We start from the raw sequence: 14,816 nt of genomic DNA, 5'->3' as shown, positions 1-14,816 counted from the left end.
TCTTTACGATGACAATGCCCTTTTAATCTCTACTAAGTAGCTTTTTCTTATAACTAGAAAATAGATAACCTGAACTACCATCATGCCTCCCATAACTAGAAAAGCCGCTGTAGTTATCTCTAGTTCAAAGGCATATTTTAGGGAAGAGAGTGCAAAAAAGGAGTGTATCACAGCAATTATATAAGGAAATAAAAACAATACCCCTATTTCGATAGTTAATATCCTCTTTATCTCCTTATAGGTTAGCCCTATTTTATAGAGCTGCTTATACTTCTTTTTATCCTCTAGAATATCCATATAACACTTGTTATACAAGAAGCTTGCCGTTGTTATTAGAAATATAAGTCCTATAAATATTGAACTGAATAAAATTATCCCATAGGCTATCTTAGTTCCTTCTAATATATTAGCCTTAAGAAAATTATTATAGTAGCTGCCTATTTTGTCTTCTCCAAAATTATTATGATAATCCTTGCATATCTTTAATGTGCTCTTATAATTCTCAACGTTAAAGACCCAAAAATAGTTTTTAGCTCCTTTTATATTTTCATATACATTATCTTTAACCACATATACCTCTCCATAAAAGGCAGGTAGTATTCTTCTGTCATTCTTTCCAGTAAGCTTTAATTCTATGTTATTTAATATAATAGACTTTTTCTCCTTCTGAGCTAAGGTAGAAACTATTATACTCTCATCCTCATTAAAGGGAATTGTGCCTAGAGATATCATGGCTGCTAATTCTTTGTAGGCAGTTTCTTTAATTATGGCAACTTCTTCTTTATATCCATCTGGAATAATAAATTTCATTTCGCCCTTAGTCTTAGTGTAATCTATTCTCTCTCTTTTCAAGGCATTCTCTATAAAGTCTGCTCTACTTTTATTGTTATCCCTATTAGCTAAGAAAAAAGCCTGAGGAAAACTTCTGTTTATCTGCTCTTCCTTATCTCTCCAATAAGCATATACTGATCCTACAGCTGAAAGAGCCACTGCTGAGGTTATAGTAATGAGGAAAAATATTCTCGTATTGTCTTTTACTCTGTACAATAAATTTGATACCCAGAGCATTTTAGTTTTATTCCTGTATACCTTCTTATTTTTTTTAATTAACTTAATTATAAATATACTTAATTGAGAAAATAATAAATATGTGGCTGCAATAACCATTGTTGTTACTGGTATTATTCTATTAGCTATTGTCTTTATATTGGCTGTAATGGACAAGTAATAACCTGTAGCTAACAATACTATGCATATAACTACAAGAAAAATAGATGTCTTTGGCTCTGGTTTTGGCTTTTTAGATCCTTTAAGTAAGGTTAAAACCCTATCTTCCTTTATAATGAAGGAACAAAGCAGCGAAATTACTATACCTATTATTAGAAAAGCAGTGAAAGTAATAACTGCAGCTTTGGTTGGAAAGTAAAAGCCTAATGCATTATATCCTAACAGCTTTCCACTAACTGCTAAAAGTATTTTTGAGAAAACTAAGCCTAGCATTATGCCTAACACTCCAGCTACTGAACTAATTAGTATGTTTTCAGTAGTTATCATCCTTTGTATCTGCTTTTTAGACGAACCTGTAATATAAAGTATTCCGAATTCTTTATGCCTACTTTTTAAAAATACACTTACTGAATAAAATACAAAGAAGGATAAAAATAGATAGGCAATAATTGTGGTCATATTAAGAGCCTTTTGTAAATACAGTGGCAGCAGATCTGCTTGAAAACCTGGATGAAATATAATCATGGTGAAGGAAAATAGTAAGGCTGCTGATATGGTGCTGCTTAAAAAGTAAGCAAAATATCCGCTTATATTTCTAAGCACATTTTTAGCAGCAAATTCTCTTAAATTCATTAGTTACTTCCTCCCAGTAGTGCAAGTAAATCAATAATTTCCTGATAAAACTGCTGTCTGCTGTCACCTCTATAAATCTCGTTATATATGGCTCCATCCTTGATAAATAAGATTCTGCTGCAATAGCTTGCAGATAAAGGGTCATGGGTTACCATCATTGTAGTTACCTTTTCCCTTTCATTTATCTCTTTTAGCAATTCCATTACAGTCTTCGCTGACTTTGAGTCTAGATTGCCTGTTGGTTCATCAGCCAGAAGTAAGGCAGGCCTGTGAATTAATGCTCTTGCAATTGCTGTTCTCTGCGCCTGTCCTCCTGATATCTCAAAGGTTCTTTTGTTTAAAAGCTCTTCTATACCAAGTATCCTTGCTATTCTATCTAAAGCTTTATCCTGCTCCTTAACAGACACTCCATCTAGAGTAAGTGGAAGCACAATATTTTCACCAACTGTTAAAGTATCCAACAAATTAAAGTCCTGAAAAACAAAGCCTAATTCTCTCCTTCTAAATAAAGCAAGCTCATCTCCTTTAAGCTTTAAAGGATTTCTATCTTTTATTTTTAGTTCTCCTGAAGTAGGTTTATCTATTGTCGAAATCATATTTAACAGCGTTGTCTTGCCACTTCCGGAAGGTCCCATTATTCCTACAAATTCTCCTTCTTCTATGGTAAAACTTATGTTGTCTAAGGCACTAAATACTACCTTACTTCCATATACCTTACTTAGGTTTGTAACTTGCAAAATCTCCATACTTTTCCCCCTGCTATGTTAAAGTAATAATATTTGTTAGTACTAATATCCCTAGCAAAGTACCTGCTGCAATTCTATACACTGCAAAGACCTTCATTGGTTTCTTTTTTAGATAATTAATAAACTTCTTAATAACTATTAAGGCTACTATAAAAGCCACAATAAAACCTACTACTAGTGAAACCCATAAAGTCCCTGTCATTATAGAAAAATCAAATTCGAAAAGATCCTTTGCTGAAGACCCTACCATAGCTGGGATAGCTATAAAGAAGGAAAATTCCGCTGCTGCTGCTGTTGATAAACCAGCAACCCATCCCCCCATAATTGTAGAAGCGCTTCTTGACATTCCCGGCCATACAGCTAAAAGCTGTAATACTCCAACCTTAAAGGCCTGCATAACTGTTATGTTATCTAAGCTTTCTACTCTGTGAGCCTTATTTCTATATACTTTTTCAATTATTATTAATAAAAATCCTCCAACAATAAATCCTAATATAACTGCTTCTGGTACAAACTTTGATTTTATCTTATCGTAGAATAACACTCCTACAACTGCCATTGGAATTGAAGCTGTAATAACGTTTATTCCAAACCTAAAGCCAGTCTTTCCTTCTCTTCCTCTAGTAATTATAAACTTTAAAAAGTCTCTTATGCTTTCTTCTATTTTCCCCCAGTACAAAACAACAACTGCCATTATTGCTCCAAGTTGAATTACAACTTCAAACATCTTTGCAAATTCCCCTTTAAAGCCAATAGCCCATCCAACTAATATCATATGTCCTGTAGAAGATACAGGAATAAATTCCGTTATTCCCTCTACTACAGCAATTAAAACTGCTTTTAATATAAAAATTAAATCCATATCCTATCACTTCTCCTTACAAACTTTATCACTGACTATAGTTTATACTAATAATAAAGAATGTAGTATCGGTTAATCTTACAGTTATGTGACAGTTGTGTAAGATTGAAAAATAGATGTTTTTTAATCTTTTCAGCAGCTCTTAGTTCTTGAACTTTATTGTAACTGTTGTTCCTTCATCAACTAAAGACTCTATCTCTACCTCATGTCCTAAACTCTTGCATACCTTTTTCGTTATGTATAGACCCATCCCCGTAGACTCTCCATACTTTCGTCCGTTTTCTCCAGTGAAGAATGGATCAAATACTCTTTTGATATCCTTCTTAGGGATTCCAATTCCATAGTCAATAACAGTTAACCTGCTTCCCTCAGCTTTTATAATTAATTCTTTTCCTTTACCCTTTGAATATTTTATTCCATTAACTATGAGCTGCTTCAATACAAACTTTAACCACTTTCCATCAGTATAAACTTGCATATCTTCATCTATCTCAACTCTAGGAATTATTCCATTTTTTATAAAGCTTTTCTTTTCCTCATTGACGGTATCCAAAACCTGCCTTTTCAAGTTAACTCTTTCTACTAATAGATCCTTTTGAAAGGAACTTAATCTTGCAAAATACATCGCCATATTTAACTCTGCATTTAACCTGATGACCTCCTCCTGCATTTCCTCAAATTCCTCTTCACCTTCATACTGTTGAAGCTGAAGCTGGATTACAGACAGAGGTGTCTTCATTTGATGTATCCATTGATTAATAAATCTAAGATGATCTCTATGAAGCTTATTTCCCTTTTCTATTTCAGCTTTGTATAAATTGTGTAGCTTCTTTAATATCTCAGATACATTTTCACTTAATTCTGAGCCTCCAAGTTCTGTAAAAGCATCATTTAAAGAGCTCACTCCATGGCCTAAAAGTCTATACAATTGTCTATTTTTATAATACCTAAAAGCTAAAAAGCTAAACAGAATAACGGTATTAAAAATAAATATGTATATAATCTCACCTGCTTCTATAAATCCCTTAAGGCTAGAGTATATAATGGTGAGAGCTAATCCTAATAGGTATGTAAAAATATAACCTTTGTTATCCTTTAAAAATAATTTCATAATCAATCACCAGGTTTTATTTAATCTATAACCTGCTCCTCTTATAGTTTCTATTGCCTTATCTATGCCTAACTCCTGAAGTCTTTTTCTTATCCTACTGATGTTTACGCTTAAGGTATTCTCCTCTACAAAATCTAAATCATCCCATATCTTTTCTAAAAGAAAGTTTCTGCTGACTACCTTAGGATACTTTTTCATTAGATATTCTAAAAGTACACCCTCTCTTTTAGTTATAATTACTCTTTCCCCTTTAAATTCTAGTTCTGATCTTTCTGGATAGAGCTTAAGACCATCAACTTCTACCATTTTTTCCTCTACCTTAGGCGCATATTCACCATAAGTTCTTCTTATGTGGCTTTTTATTTTTGCTATAACCACGTCATAGTAGAAAGGCTTTGTAATATAATCGTCTGCTCCACTTTCTAGAGCCATTATCTGATCCATGCCACTATCTCTTGCAGAGATAAATATTATAGGAATCTTTGACTGCTGTCTAATCTTTCTGCACCAGTAGAAACCATCATACTTAGGCAAGTTAACATCTAGCAATACTAAATCTGGATTATATTCATTAAAGTCATTAAGGATTTCCTGAAAGTCTTCTGCTGCCTTAGCCTGAAAACCGTATTTCACTATATATTCCTGCAGCAAAGCACTTATGGATAAATCATCTTCTATAATATATACTTTATAGTTCATGTTACCTACTCTCCTGTTTACTAATAATTCCAAAATATTACCTGTTTTTTAATTATACTATGTTTTTAGCAATGATGTAGAAATTATATATTTATTTTATGCTGCTTTGCACAAATTTAATGAAAAATATATAACACAAAACCCAGTACCTCTAAAAGTACTGGGTCTCAATAAGTATTGTATTGTAAAGAGCCGTAGCCGTCCTAATGGGCAGATTAGGCTGCTACACATATTTATATCTTAATAATTAAAAGGTATACTATCTTTATTTCCAAGATACCTCTGCTTCCTTTCTAGGTACAGTTCTTGAATACTTCACATCAGGATATCCTATTACCATACAAGTTACGATTTTCTTACCTTCCTTAACTCCAAGGAAGTCCATAATTTTTTTGTTATCCTGTGCTGCTCTTACAAAGAAGCCACTGAAGAAAGTTCCAAGACCTAAAGCGTCAGTCATAAGTTCCATATTCGAAGAAGCTAGTGCTCCATTTACCTCTGAGTCAGCTGTAACTACTATTACTGCTGGAGCATTGAAGAATAATCTATCACTTTCAGGGTTTTTCTTGTACTCCTCACCCATGTTTACCCACATCTCAGCATATCTTTTGAATCTCATAGTTTCTGGAGTTAAATTAGCCAGCATATATTCTCCTAAGCCCTTAAGACTTTCGAAAGTTAAAGCTTTAAGTTCTTCCATGCCTTCTCTTACTACTACATAAGATACGTCTTGCATATTACTTCCAGTCTGAGTAAATCTACCTGCTTCTATAATTTTAGCAAGCTTTTCATCTTCTACTTTTTTATCCTTAAATTGTCTTACAGTTCTTCTAAACTTAATAAAGTTTAATAAATTATCTGCCTCCACTGAAAACTCTTCTTTATTATAGTTCTTTACTTCTTCCATGTTGTACTCATCTGTTGATACTGCATCCTTAGGACATACAGCAATACAGTGTCCACATTTAATACAGGTTTCATTATTAATCTTAGCTTTTCCATCAATTATTTCTATATCCTTTGGAAAACAGTCCTTAACACATAGTCCACAGCCTATACATTTTTCAGTATTTACCTTCATCATAACAATCCACTCCCACATTTTTTAATATTAAAAATTAATTTATTTATATTACATTGTTTTTTAAAATTTTAATATACAATTGAGCTTCTATAACTTTGACTTATGCATAAATAAAATTTATAATAAGTTTATATAAATCCTTTAGCACATTAAGGATTATATCATCAAATAATCGCTATTGTCCAATTAATAATATTCACATATCCATAACCAAAAGTTATAGATTAGCAATATTTTTCTTATATAAATAATAAGGAGTTCTAAAATGAATTTACAACAATTAGAGTATTTCAAAAAAATAGCTGAGACTGAAAACTTCACCACTGCTGCAACTTTATTATCAGTAACTCAACCAGCTTTAAGCAAAGCAATTTCTAAACTAGAGGCTGAACTAAATGTACCTTTATTTGAAAGAACTGGACGTAATGTTAAACTTACTTCCTTTGGTGAAGCCTTCTTAAAGCATAGCAATCTAGCCTTATTGGAAATCGAAAAAGGTATTCGAGAATTACAGGATATGGTAGATCCTGATAAAGGAATTATTTCTATTGCCTCTACCTATTGTATTGGTACTTACTTTATGCCCTTTATAATTAGTGACTTTTTAAGCTGCTGTCCTCATACCAAATTTCAATTTAGTCATGAATCTGTCCCAGAAATATTAAATGATTTAAGAGACGGTAAAATAGACTTAGGCTTTTATGACAACCTGGATGACATTCATACACATAGTGAAATTGAATCTATACCAGTAAAGGAAGAGGAATATGTGCTTATTGTGCCCAAGAATCATCACCTCTCAAAAGAAGTGGAGGTTTCTTTAAAAGATTTAAAAAATGAATCCTTTATTGTATTTCATGAAGGAGATAAAGACAAGATGCTTTCCTGCTCCGAATTTATAGATCGCGCGCCTAAGATATCTATACAACCTAACGAAGCTAGTATGCTGGGAGGACTAGTGGCTGCTGGTGCTGGCATTACCATAGTTCCTAATACTCCTCTCATTAATACAAGTGCACTATCTATTATAAAAATAAAGGAAAACATTGGACGCAAGGTTATTTATATAGGCTGGCTTAAAAACTCCTATATGTCTCCTATAGCAAAAAAGTTTAGAGATTACGTTATATCATCAGCTCCTGCTAACTCACTTAGTTTGAAAATTTAAGAGGAATTAGGTTTTAGGCTATAAGAACTTAACTATATTTTCTTTAAAATTGCCTTCATTTTGAATTTTTTCAATAGGATAATATATTTATTTAAAGGGTATTCTATGAATGAATAGAAATTACTGAGTAATGGAGGTATTAACATATGGGAATATTTGATGGAATGTTTGGAAATAACGATGATACTAAAAAAGAAAGTAATGAGGATAATGCAAAGCTTCGCCTCCGCAAAGAAGAGCTTGATATTACTAAGAACAGAGTGCAAAAAGGTGAAGTAGAGCTTAGTAAGGAAATTGTAGAGGAGCAAAAGAGTGTTGATGTTCCTGTAACTCGTGAAGAAGTAGTTATAGAGAGAACAAACTTGAATAACGAAGTAAGTGATTCACCTATCACCAATGAAGAAACTATCCGTATTCCTGTCAGTGAAGAGAAAGTGGATGTAAATAAACGTACAGTAGTAACAGGAGAAGTTTCTGCTCATAAACATGTTATAGAGGATACAGAACATATAGACGAAACTCTTAAGCGTGAAGAAGCTCGTGTAAATACCACAGGTGATGCTAACGTAGTTGACAACGGCACAGATAATAAAACAGATATGCAATAACTAAAATAAGAAACACCTCTGAATCCCTTAAATGATTCTTGAGGTGTTTTTTCTAAGAATGGAGGCAAAGATATGGACTGTGAAATGGATACCAAAAAGGTTGAGAATATGAAAGAAACCGATAATTATGATAAGAAGGTTACTCTTCAAATAAAAGAAGAAGAACTTGATATAGCAAAAAAGTGGATTCAAACAGGAGAAGTAAAGGTCTATAGAGAAACCTTTACTGAGGAAAAAACTTTTACTATACCTGTTATACGGGAAGAACTAGTAATTGAAAGGAGGTTCCTTGATTCATCTACGCCAAAAGACAAAGATATTCCTAAAGAAATTATACGTATACCTATTAGCGAAGAACAGGTTCAGTTTACAAAACATAAGGTTGCTCTAGAGGATGTATCCATATATAAAGAACAGGTAAAAGAGATAAAACATATTGAAGAGACATTGAAGAAGGAAAAGGCTAAGGTTAAAATCTCTGGCTCTCCAAGAGTTAAAGAAGAATAAAATATTATTTACATGGAAGGTGATTTTAATGAAAATGAAAGATAGACTAATGAAAACATTACTTGAACTTGTAGAAGTTCCCGGAATCTCCGGAACTTCTAGTGAAAATTTCACAGCTCAAAAGATATATGGTATTTTAAGTGAAATTCCTTACTTTATAAAAAACCCACAAGACCTAAACCTTAATAAAATAGAGAATGACCCACTAAATAGATATTTTGTCTCTGCCATTGTACGTTCACAGAATAGCTCTGATAAAACGCTAATACTAAATGGACACCTAGATGTTGTAGCTGTTGATGATTTTGGTCATCTAAAAGAACTTGCTTTCAATCCTACCAAATTAGTGGACAGGATATCTGAGCTTGGTCTTTATGACGAAGCTCTTGAAGATCTTAACTCCGGTGACTATATATTTGGAAGAGGAACTGCTGACATGAAGTTTGGAATTGCCCTTAATATTGAGCTTCTAAGAACTTTTTCAGAAAGGTCGGATTTCAAGGGAAATATAATTTTCTTAGCAGTTCCAGGAGAAGAAAGCAATTCAGAAGGGATGCTTGGAGCCGTTCCTTACCTTACTAAACTTAAAGATGAGCTTGGATTTAACTATGTAGGTGCTCTTGTGTCTGAGTGCTGCCTGCCTAAGGTTCCTCATGATAAAGACAGATATGTTTATCTTGGTTCTGTAGGAAAGGTAATGCCTCTATTTTTCTTTGCAGGTAAGGAGTCTCATGTCTGTGAGCCTTTTAACTCTGTAAGTGCCAATCTTCTTGCTTCTGAAGTAAACAGGCTCTTTGAGTATAACACAGAGTTTTGCGATTCATCCTTCGGTGAGACTGCGCCACCGCCTCTTTGCTTAAAGCAAACTGATTTAAAGGAATTATACTCTGTTCAAATACCTCTATATGCTGCTTCTTACTACAATCTTTTAACTCTTAATATGTCTCCGGAACAGCTTATGGAGAAGTTAAAAAGAATTTGTAATTATGCCTTTGAAAGTGCACTTAATAGTATTAACAAAAGTAAAGAGTTGTATGAAAAGATGGCTAATATAAAAGGTTCCTCTCTTAATATTAAGCCTTGCGTTATGACCTATGAGGAGCTGCTTAATGAAGTAAAGTCATCCTATGGTGATGAATTTAATACACACCTAGATAACTTAATAAGTAATTGGATGGATGAAAAATTAGACAATCAGACTATTGCAATTAAAATAATAAAGGAAACCTATGATAAGTATCCTAATAAAGTTCCTATGATAGTCATTGGCTTTGCACCACCTTATTATCCAGATAGGCATATTAATGGAGAAGCTGCTGCCCATGTTGAATTCCTAGATGCAGTAGATAAGGCCATAAACGAGGCATCAAATAAGCACAATGTGGTAATTAAAAAAGATAACTACTTTATGGGCATAAGTGATTTAAGCTATACAGGACTTTCTGATGCCAATTCCTCTGAAATAAATGTGTTGTCTTCAAATATGCTTTCTTCTAAAATCAATTATAGCCTCCCACTGGAAAATCTAAAAAAACTAGACATTCCAGGAGCGGTTATAGGTGGCTTCGGAAAAGACTTTCATAAGTACACAGAAAGGTTAAATATATCCTATTCTTTTAATGTTGTTCCTGATATTTATGAGGATATTATTTATTCTTTACTTAAGTAATATGATTCGATAACCTTATCAAGCACAGATTTAAACCAGAAGGTATATAAATGACCATTGTTTTTGATATCACGCTTAACTTCATCAATATCAATCCATTTATAATCTTCAACCTCATTTTCATTTGGAACTATTTCACCGTCATAGGTTCCAATAAAAACATGATCATATTCGTTTTCAGTAAGGCTATTTTCAAAATTTACCTTGTAACAAAAGCTAAATAGCTTGGTAAGTTCACAGGTAAATCCCATTTCCTCCTTAAGCCTTCTGTATATTGCTTCTTCTAGCTTTTCCTTGTATCGGGGGTGACTGCAGCAAGTATTGGTCCAAAGTCCCCCCGAATGATATTTTCCACTATATCTTTTTTGTAATAGTAATTGATCCTTGGAATTAAAGATGAATATGGAAAAGGCTCTATGTAGTACCCCTTTTTCATGAGCTTCCATCTTTTCTATAGGACCTAACTCTTTATCATTTTCATCAACTGCTATAATATATTCCTCCATTTAACCTTCTCCTTAAATTATATTAGTGCGTCTCTATATTTTATAATAACCATATTAATTTATTCAACAGGTTTATGTAAAATAACACTTTCAATATAGTTAACATATCTTCTTAATTCCTTTGCATCTTCCCTGTTAATTTCTCCTGCTTCATACATTCGATGAATTTCTGAACGCTCCATGTCCATAATTTTAATTCGTAATTCTTCCTTTTGTTCCTCGCTTTTTTCGTTATATGCTGTATTTCGGCGCTTCAATCGATTAATCATTCTCCTATAATCCAAAATCACTGCATAAACAATATCTGATTTTTCCTGCTCTCTTTTATACTCTTCCAAGTATTTAAGAGCTGCTTCAAAAGCCTTTAATTGAATATCCTTCCCTAAACGTAACTTAGCTAATCTAGTTTCTTCATCTTTATAGTAACGACTATTAAAACGCTTCCAAGTTCTTATCATCTTTCTTATAAGATACATTATTTCAGAACGGACGTTGTTTGATAAAGCTTCTTCCCTATAATCAAGAGATTTTTCAAAGGTTTCAAAAACTGTTTCATCCATTCCTTTTTTGTCCATTACTTCATGTATATATTTTCTTTCAGCTCTTAATGCCATTAATCTTATTTCTCTCATTCTTTGCTGGTAAAGCTGTGCTCCTTCTTCTGTGATACTCTGTTCTGATTGGAGCTTTTGAAATGCAATCTTATATTCATCAATTAATTCATAAGCTACAGATTCATTTTCTTCCTTTATTTCTAACTTAATTTTTTTAATGGCTACTAGTAAAAGCTTTCTCTTTGCCTCCCCTAAATCAATTTGACTTAATACTTCTCCCTCTATTGTTTCACCTTTACTTAAGATAGGCAGAAATATTGTGGCAACTATTAATGTAAATAAAATTACACCAGCTGCTAAAAAGAGTATCAATGAGTGTTCTGGAAATGGCTCTCCACTGGCCAAAAATAGAGGAATTGACAGCACACCTGCCATGGTAACTGTACCACGAACTCCTGTTAAACTAATTACCAATGCTGTTTTCAGGTTTGGCTTTTCAGCATCCTTTGTTTTTTTCAGAGCATATTCATAATAGAAAAAAGCATAGGACCAAATGAAGCGAATGCCTAAAATAACAAATCCTATTGCAATAACATAGCCAATAACTAACCAATTGTCCATATTAGGATTAGCTACCGTTTCACTCATTGATGAAGGAATGTTTAGTCCTAGTAGTAGAAATACAATACCATTTAAAACAAATAAAACAATTGACCATATATTTTCCGTAAGTACTTGCTCTTCTGCTATAATAGTTTCTGTTTGTTCTCTTATCAATGAGTGAACAATACCAGCTACTACCACTGCAATAACTCCAGAGGCATGTAAAAGTTCCTCTGTAATAATAAAGATGATAAATGGAGTTAACACTTGTAACAACGAATGAAATACTACATCATTTATTCCTTCTTTACGCAAGGCAAACCGTACGAATGTTACAACCAAACCAAGTATTAATCCTAAAACTGCTCCAAGGAGAAACATATAAGAAAAGTCAAATATTGCTTTTTGTAGAGAAAAGTAACCTGTTACTACTGCCGCTACTGCATAATTAAAGGCAACTAAACCGGATGCATCATTTATTAAAGATTCTCCCCTAACGAGGTTTAATACTCTTTCAGGAATATGAATTCTTTTTGCAATTCCATTAACAGCTACAGGGTCCGTTGGTGATAAAATAGCTGCTAAAGCAAAGGCTGCAGCAAGAGGAATATCTGGTACCATCCAATGAATAAAATACCCTCCTCCAAGGGTTGTTAAAAGAACAAGGACAAGGGCGTTTCCAAATATGGGAAACCTCATCTTCCACAACTCTTCACGAGGAAAATGTCTCCCATCATTGTATAGAAGAGGTGCTACAAATAGTAACAAGAACCATTCTGTTTCTATTGGAAATGAAATATTCTTGAATACAAGGGCAATTATTACCCCAAGAGCTATTTGAGTTAAGGCTGTGGGAATAAATGGGGTGTAGTGACTAATTACATTGGAAATTAGTAAACAAAGCAGCAGCAATAATACTGTCATTAATAAGTGCATTTAAGTTCTCCCTCCCCTTTTTTGTAGTATTTTGTCTTATAATAATATTATAACATAATGAATATTCCTTATATCTTCTTATTATTATCGATCTTAATTAAGATTTTTATTATAAATAGTTAAGGTTCTAGAAAAAATCTCCTAAATGAAAAAAGCCCGGCATCTGCTGAGCTTTTTTCTAGCTATATTTTTATAACTCCACCTTCCATACCTGAGGTTGCCATACTTGTATACAGTCCAAGTACTCCCTTTGTATATTTAGGCGCCTTTGGTTTCCAATCTTTTTTTCTTTCATTTAATATAAAGGCAACTTCTTCTAGATCTTTTTCTTCTCCATTTATTCCTACAATATTTATACCTCTATCTTCTATATTTATATGAATTATATCTCCATCCTTCACAAAGGCTATTGGACCACCACTGCTTGCTTCTGGTGATACATGTCCTATTGCTGGTCCTCTAGTTGCTCCTGAGAATCTTCCGTCAGTTATTAAGGCTACTGTAGAATTTAACTTTTCATCTGATGCTATTGCCTCTGTTGTATAGAACATTTCAGGCATACCTGAGCCCCTAGGTCCTTCATATCTTATGATTATAGCATCTCCTGGTTTAATACTTCCATTTATCACCGCTTCAAAAGCTTCTTCCTCTGAATCAAAGGCTCTAACTTTAAGTTTTATATCTTTCATTCCAGCAGGAAGACTTGAGTGTTTTACTACACAGCCTTCTGGAGCTATATTACCTTTTAATACTGATACAGCTCCACTTTTATTGATTGGGTTTTCTGCATCGTATATAACTTCACTGTAGTCCATCTTAGGTGCTGATTTTAAGTATTCTCCATAAGTTTCTTTGGCATCAAATGCTTCTAGATCTTCTCCTAAGGTCTTTCCTGTTACTGTAAGTACATCTAAATGAAGATATTTCTTTATTTTATTCATTATAGCTGGCACTCCACCTGCATAAAATACATAGTTAGCTGGCCACTGTCCGCTAGGTCTTACATTTAATATAAAAGGAATTTCTCTATGAATTCTATCAAAGTCTTCTGGATTAATTTCTATCCCTAATTCCTTTGCAATCGCTGGTATGTGAAGTAATGCATTAGTTGATCCTCCGATAGCTGCATGGACCATTATTGCATTTTCAATAGATTTTTTATTTACTATATCTGATACCTTAATTCCCTTTTCTATTAGATTTATAAGGGCCTTTGAAGACTTTCTAGCATAAACCTTTAATATATCTGAAGTAGCTGGAAGTAGCGCTGAACCGGGAAGTGCTAAGCCTAAGGCTTCGCTAACTACTTGCATGGTAGCCGCTGTTCCCATAAACGAACACGCTCCACAGCTTGGACACGCATTTTCTTTATAAGACTCATATTGCTCCTTAGTTATTTCTCCTCTTTTATGCATTGCACTGTAGGTTCCTATTTGATTTAATGTTAAAAGATTAGGCCCAGCATTCATAATTCCGCCAGGAACAACTACAGAAGGTATGTTAACTCTGCACATAGCAACTAAGTTTCCCGGCATGCCTTTATCACAACTTGCTATAAATACCCCTCCATCAAAGCCTGTGGCATTTGCATGTATTTCTATCATATTAGCAATTATCTCTCTAGATACAAGGGAATAATTCATTCCATCATGACCTTGAGCTTGACCATCACAGATATCTGTTGCATAATAATCTGCTGGTTTTGCCCCTAGGCTGTCTAATTCATCCATGGCTTCATTAACTATTACATCTAAATGTGCACTTCCTGGATGACTTTTACCATAAGTACTCTCAACTATTACTTGCATTTTTTGTAGATCCTTAGTATTCCAACCCATACCTCTTTTTAATGAATCCATTTCAGGAGCTATTTTTCTTACCTTTTGAGAATATAACATTTTTC

The 14,816-nt window shown here is 33.4% G+C and carries 13 protein-coding genes; 4 read left to right on the top strand and 9 right to left on the bottom strand.

Features of this window, described 5'->3' with window-relative positions:
* Nucleotides 1–3: 3 nt before the first annotated feature.
* From N4T77_RS04920 to N4T77_RS04895, 6 genes are all read right to left on the bottom strand, one after another.
* Nucleotides 4–1,860, bottom strand: coding sequence for an FtsX-like permease family protein (locus tag N4T77_RS04920; RefSeq protein WP_261670626.1), 1,857 nt, complete (start codon nt 1,858–1,860; stop codon nt 4–6).
* Nucleotides 1,860–2,606 (bottom strand): ABC transporter ATP-binding protein, encoded by a 747-nt coding sequence (locus N4T77_RS04915; protein ID WP_261670625.1) that lies wholly within the window; start codon nt 2,604–2,606, stop codon nt 1,860–1,862. The genes N4T77_RS04920 and N4T77_RS04915 overlap by 1 nt, the downstream gene beginning before the upstream one ends.
* Nucleotides 2,607–2,619: 13 nt before the next feature.
* Entirely contained in the window at nt 2,620–3,468 is an 849-nt protein-coding gene (locus N4T77_RS04910; RefSeq protein ID WP_261670624.1) for an undecaprenyl-diphosphate phosphatase, read from the bottom strand.
* A gap of 142 nt (nt 3,469–3,610) precedes the next feature.
* On the bottom strand, nt 3,611–4,579 hold the full coding sequence (locus tag N4T77_RS04905; RefSeq protein ID WP_261670623.1) for a sensor histidine kinase: 969 nt from the start codon (nt 4,577–4,579) through the stop codon (nt 3,611–3,613).
* 6 nt (nt 4,580–4,585) lie between these two features.
* Nucleotides 4,586–5,278 carry a response regulator transcription factor gene (locus tag N4T77_RS04900; RefSeq protein WP_261670622.1) on the bottom strand — a complete coding sequence of 231 codons (693 nt, stop codon included), beginning with the start codon at nt 5,276–5,278 and terminating at the stop codon, nt 4,586–4,588.
* Between the two features lie 265 nt (nt 5,279–5,543).
* Complete coding sequence (locus tag N4T77_RS04895; RefSeq protein WP_261670621.1) at nt 5,544–6,362, bottom strand: nitroreductase family protein; 819 nt, start codon at nt 6,360–6,362, stop codon at nt 5,544–5,546.
* A 265-nt stretch (nt 6,363–6,627) separates the two neighbouring features.
* On the opposite strand from N4T77_RS04895, the gene N4T77_RS04890 reads away from it, so the two are divergent.
* From N4T77_RS04890 to N4T77_RS04875, 4 genes are all read left to right on the top strand, one after another.
* Entirely contained in the window at nt 6,628–7,530 is a 903-nt protein-coding gene (locus N4T77_RS04890) for a LysR family transcriptional regulator (protein WP_261670620.1), read from the top strand.
* A gap of 146 nt (nt 7,531–7,676) precedes the next feature.
* A complete protein-coding gene (locus N4T77_RS04885) occupies nt 7,677–8,138 on the top strand; it encodes a YsnF/AvaK domain-containing protein (protein WP_261670619.1) in 462 nt (153 codons plus the stop codon).
* A 72-nt stretch (nt 8,139–8,210) separates the two neighbouring features.
* Nucleotides 8,211–8,645: a YsnF/AvaK domain-containing protein gene (locus tag N4T77_RS04880; protein WP_261670618.1), complete on the top strand. Its 435-nt coding sequence runs from the start codon at nt 8,211–8,213 to the stop codon at nt 8,643–8,645.
* Nucleotides 8,646–8,679: 34 nt separating this feature from the next.
* Nucleotides 8,680–10,314: a M20/M25/M40 family metallo-hydrolase gene (locus N4T77_RS04875; protein WP_261670617.1), complete on the top strand. Its 1,635-nt coding sequence runs from the start codon at nt 8,680–8,682 to the stop codon at nt 10,312–10,314.
* Here the strand turns inward: N4T77_RS04875 and idi are convergent.
* From idi to ilvD, 3 genes are all read right to left on the bottom strand, one after another.
* A complete protein-coding gene (idi, locus tag N4T77_RS04870) occupies nt 10,296–10,820 on the bottom strand; it encodes an isopentenyl-diphosphate Delta-isomerase (RefSeq protein WP_261670616.1) in 525 nt (174 codons plus the stop codon). The genes N4T77_RS04875 and idi overlap by 19 nt on opposite strands.
* 59 nt (nt 10,821–10,879) lie before the next feature.
* Nucleotides 10,880–12,913, bottom strand: coding sequence for a Na+/H+ antiporter (locus tag N4T77_RS04865; protein WP_261670615.1), 2,034 nt, complete (start codon nt 12,911–12,913; stop codon nt 10,880–10,882).
* Nucleotides 12,914–13,095: 182 nt separating this feature from the next.
* A complete protein-coding gene (ilvD, locus tag N4T77_RS04860) occupies nt 13,096–14,811 on the bottom strand; it encodes a dihydroxy-acid dehydratase (protein WP_261670614.1) in 1,716 nt (571 codons plus the stop codon).
* Between the last annotated feature and the right edge of the window lie 5 nt (nt 14,812–14,816).

Origin of the sequence: Clostridium sp. CX1 (assembly GCF_025398335.1) — a bacterium.
In the GTDB taxonomy this organism is placed as follows: domain Bacteria; phylum Bacillota; class Clostridia; order Clostridiales; family Clostridiaceae; genus Clostridium_AM; species Clostridium_AM tanneri.
This window is presented reverse-complemented; position numbering and strand designations above follow the sequence as displayed.

Coding starts and splice junctions, on each gene's coding strand:
- N4T77_RS04920 (WP_261670626.1), bottom strand. CDS start 1,860: ATGAATTTAAGAGAATTTGCTGCTAAAAATGTGCTTAGAAATATAAGC.
- N4T77_RS04915 (WP_261670625.1), bottom strand. CDS start 2,606: ATGGAGATTTTGCAAGTTACAAACCTAAGTAAGGTATATGGAAGTAAG.
- N4T77_RS04910 (WP_261670624.1), bottom strand. CDS start 3,468: ATGGATTTAATTTTTATATTAAAAGCAGTTTTAATTGCTGTAGTAGAG.
- N4T77_RS04905 (WP_261670623.1), bottom strand. CDS start 4,579: ATGAAATTATTTTTAAAGGATAACAAAGGTTATATTTTTACATACCTA.
- N4T77_RS04900 (WP_261670622.1), bottom strand. CDS start 5,278: ATGAACTATAAAGTATATATTATAGAAGATGATTTATCCATAAGTGCT.
- N4T77_RS04895 (WP_261670621.1), bottom strand. CDS start 6,362: ATGATGAAGGTAAATACTGAAAAATGTATAGGCTGTGGACTATGTGTT.
- N4T77_RS04890 (WP_261670620.1), top strand. CDS start 6,628: ATGAATTTACAACAATTAGAGTATTTCAAAAAAATAGCTGAGACTGAA.
- N4T77_RS04885 (WP_261670619.1), top strand. CDS start 7,677: ATGGGAATATTTGATGGAATGTTTGGAAATAACGATGATACTAAAAAA.
- N4T77_RS04880 (WP_261670618.1), top strand. CDS start 8,211: ATGGACTGTGAAATGGATACCAAAAAGGTTGAGAATATGAAAGAAACC.
- N4T77_RS04875 (WP_261670617.1), top strand. CDS start 8,680: ATGAAAGATAGACTAATGAAAACATTACTTGAACTTGTAGAAGTTCCC.
- idi (WP_261670616.1), bottom strand. CDS start 10,820: ATGGAGGAATATATTATAGCAGTTGATGAAAATGATAAAGAGTTAGGT.
- N4T77_RS04865 (WP_261670615.1), bottom strand. CDS start 12,913: ATGCACTTATTAATGACAGTATTATTGCTGCTGCTTTGTTTACTAATT.
- ilvD (WP_261670614.1), bottom strand. CDS start 14,811: ATGTTATATTCTCAAAAGGTAAGAAAAATAGCTCCTGAAATGGATTCA.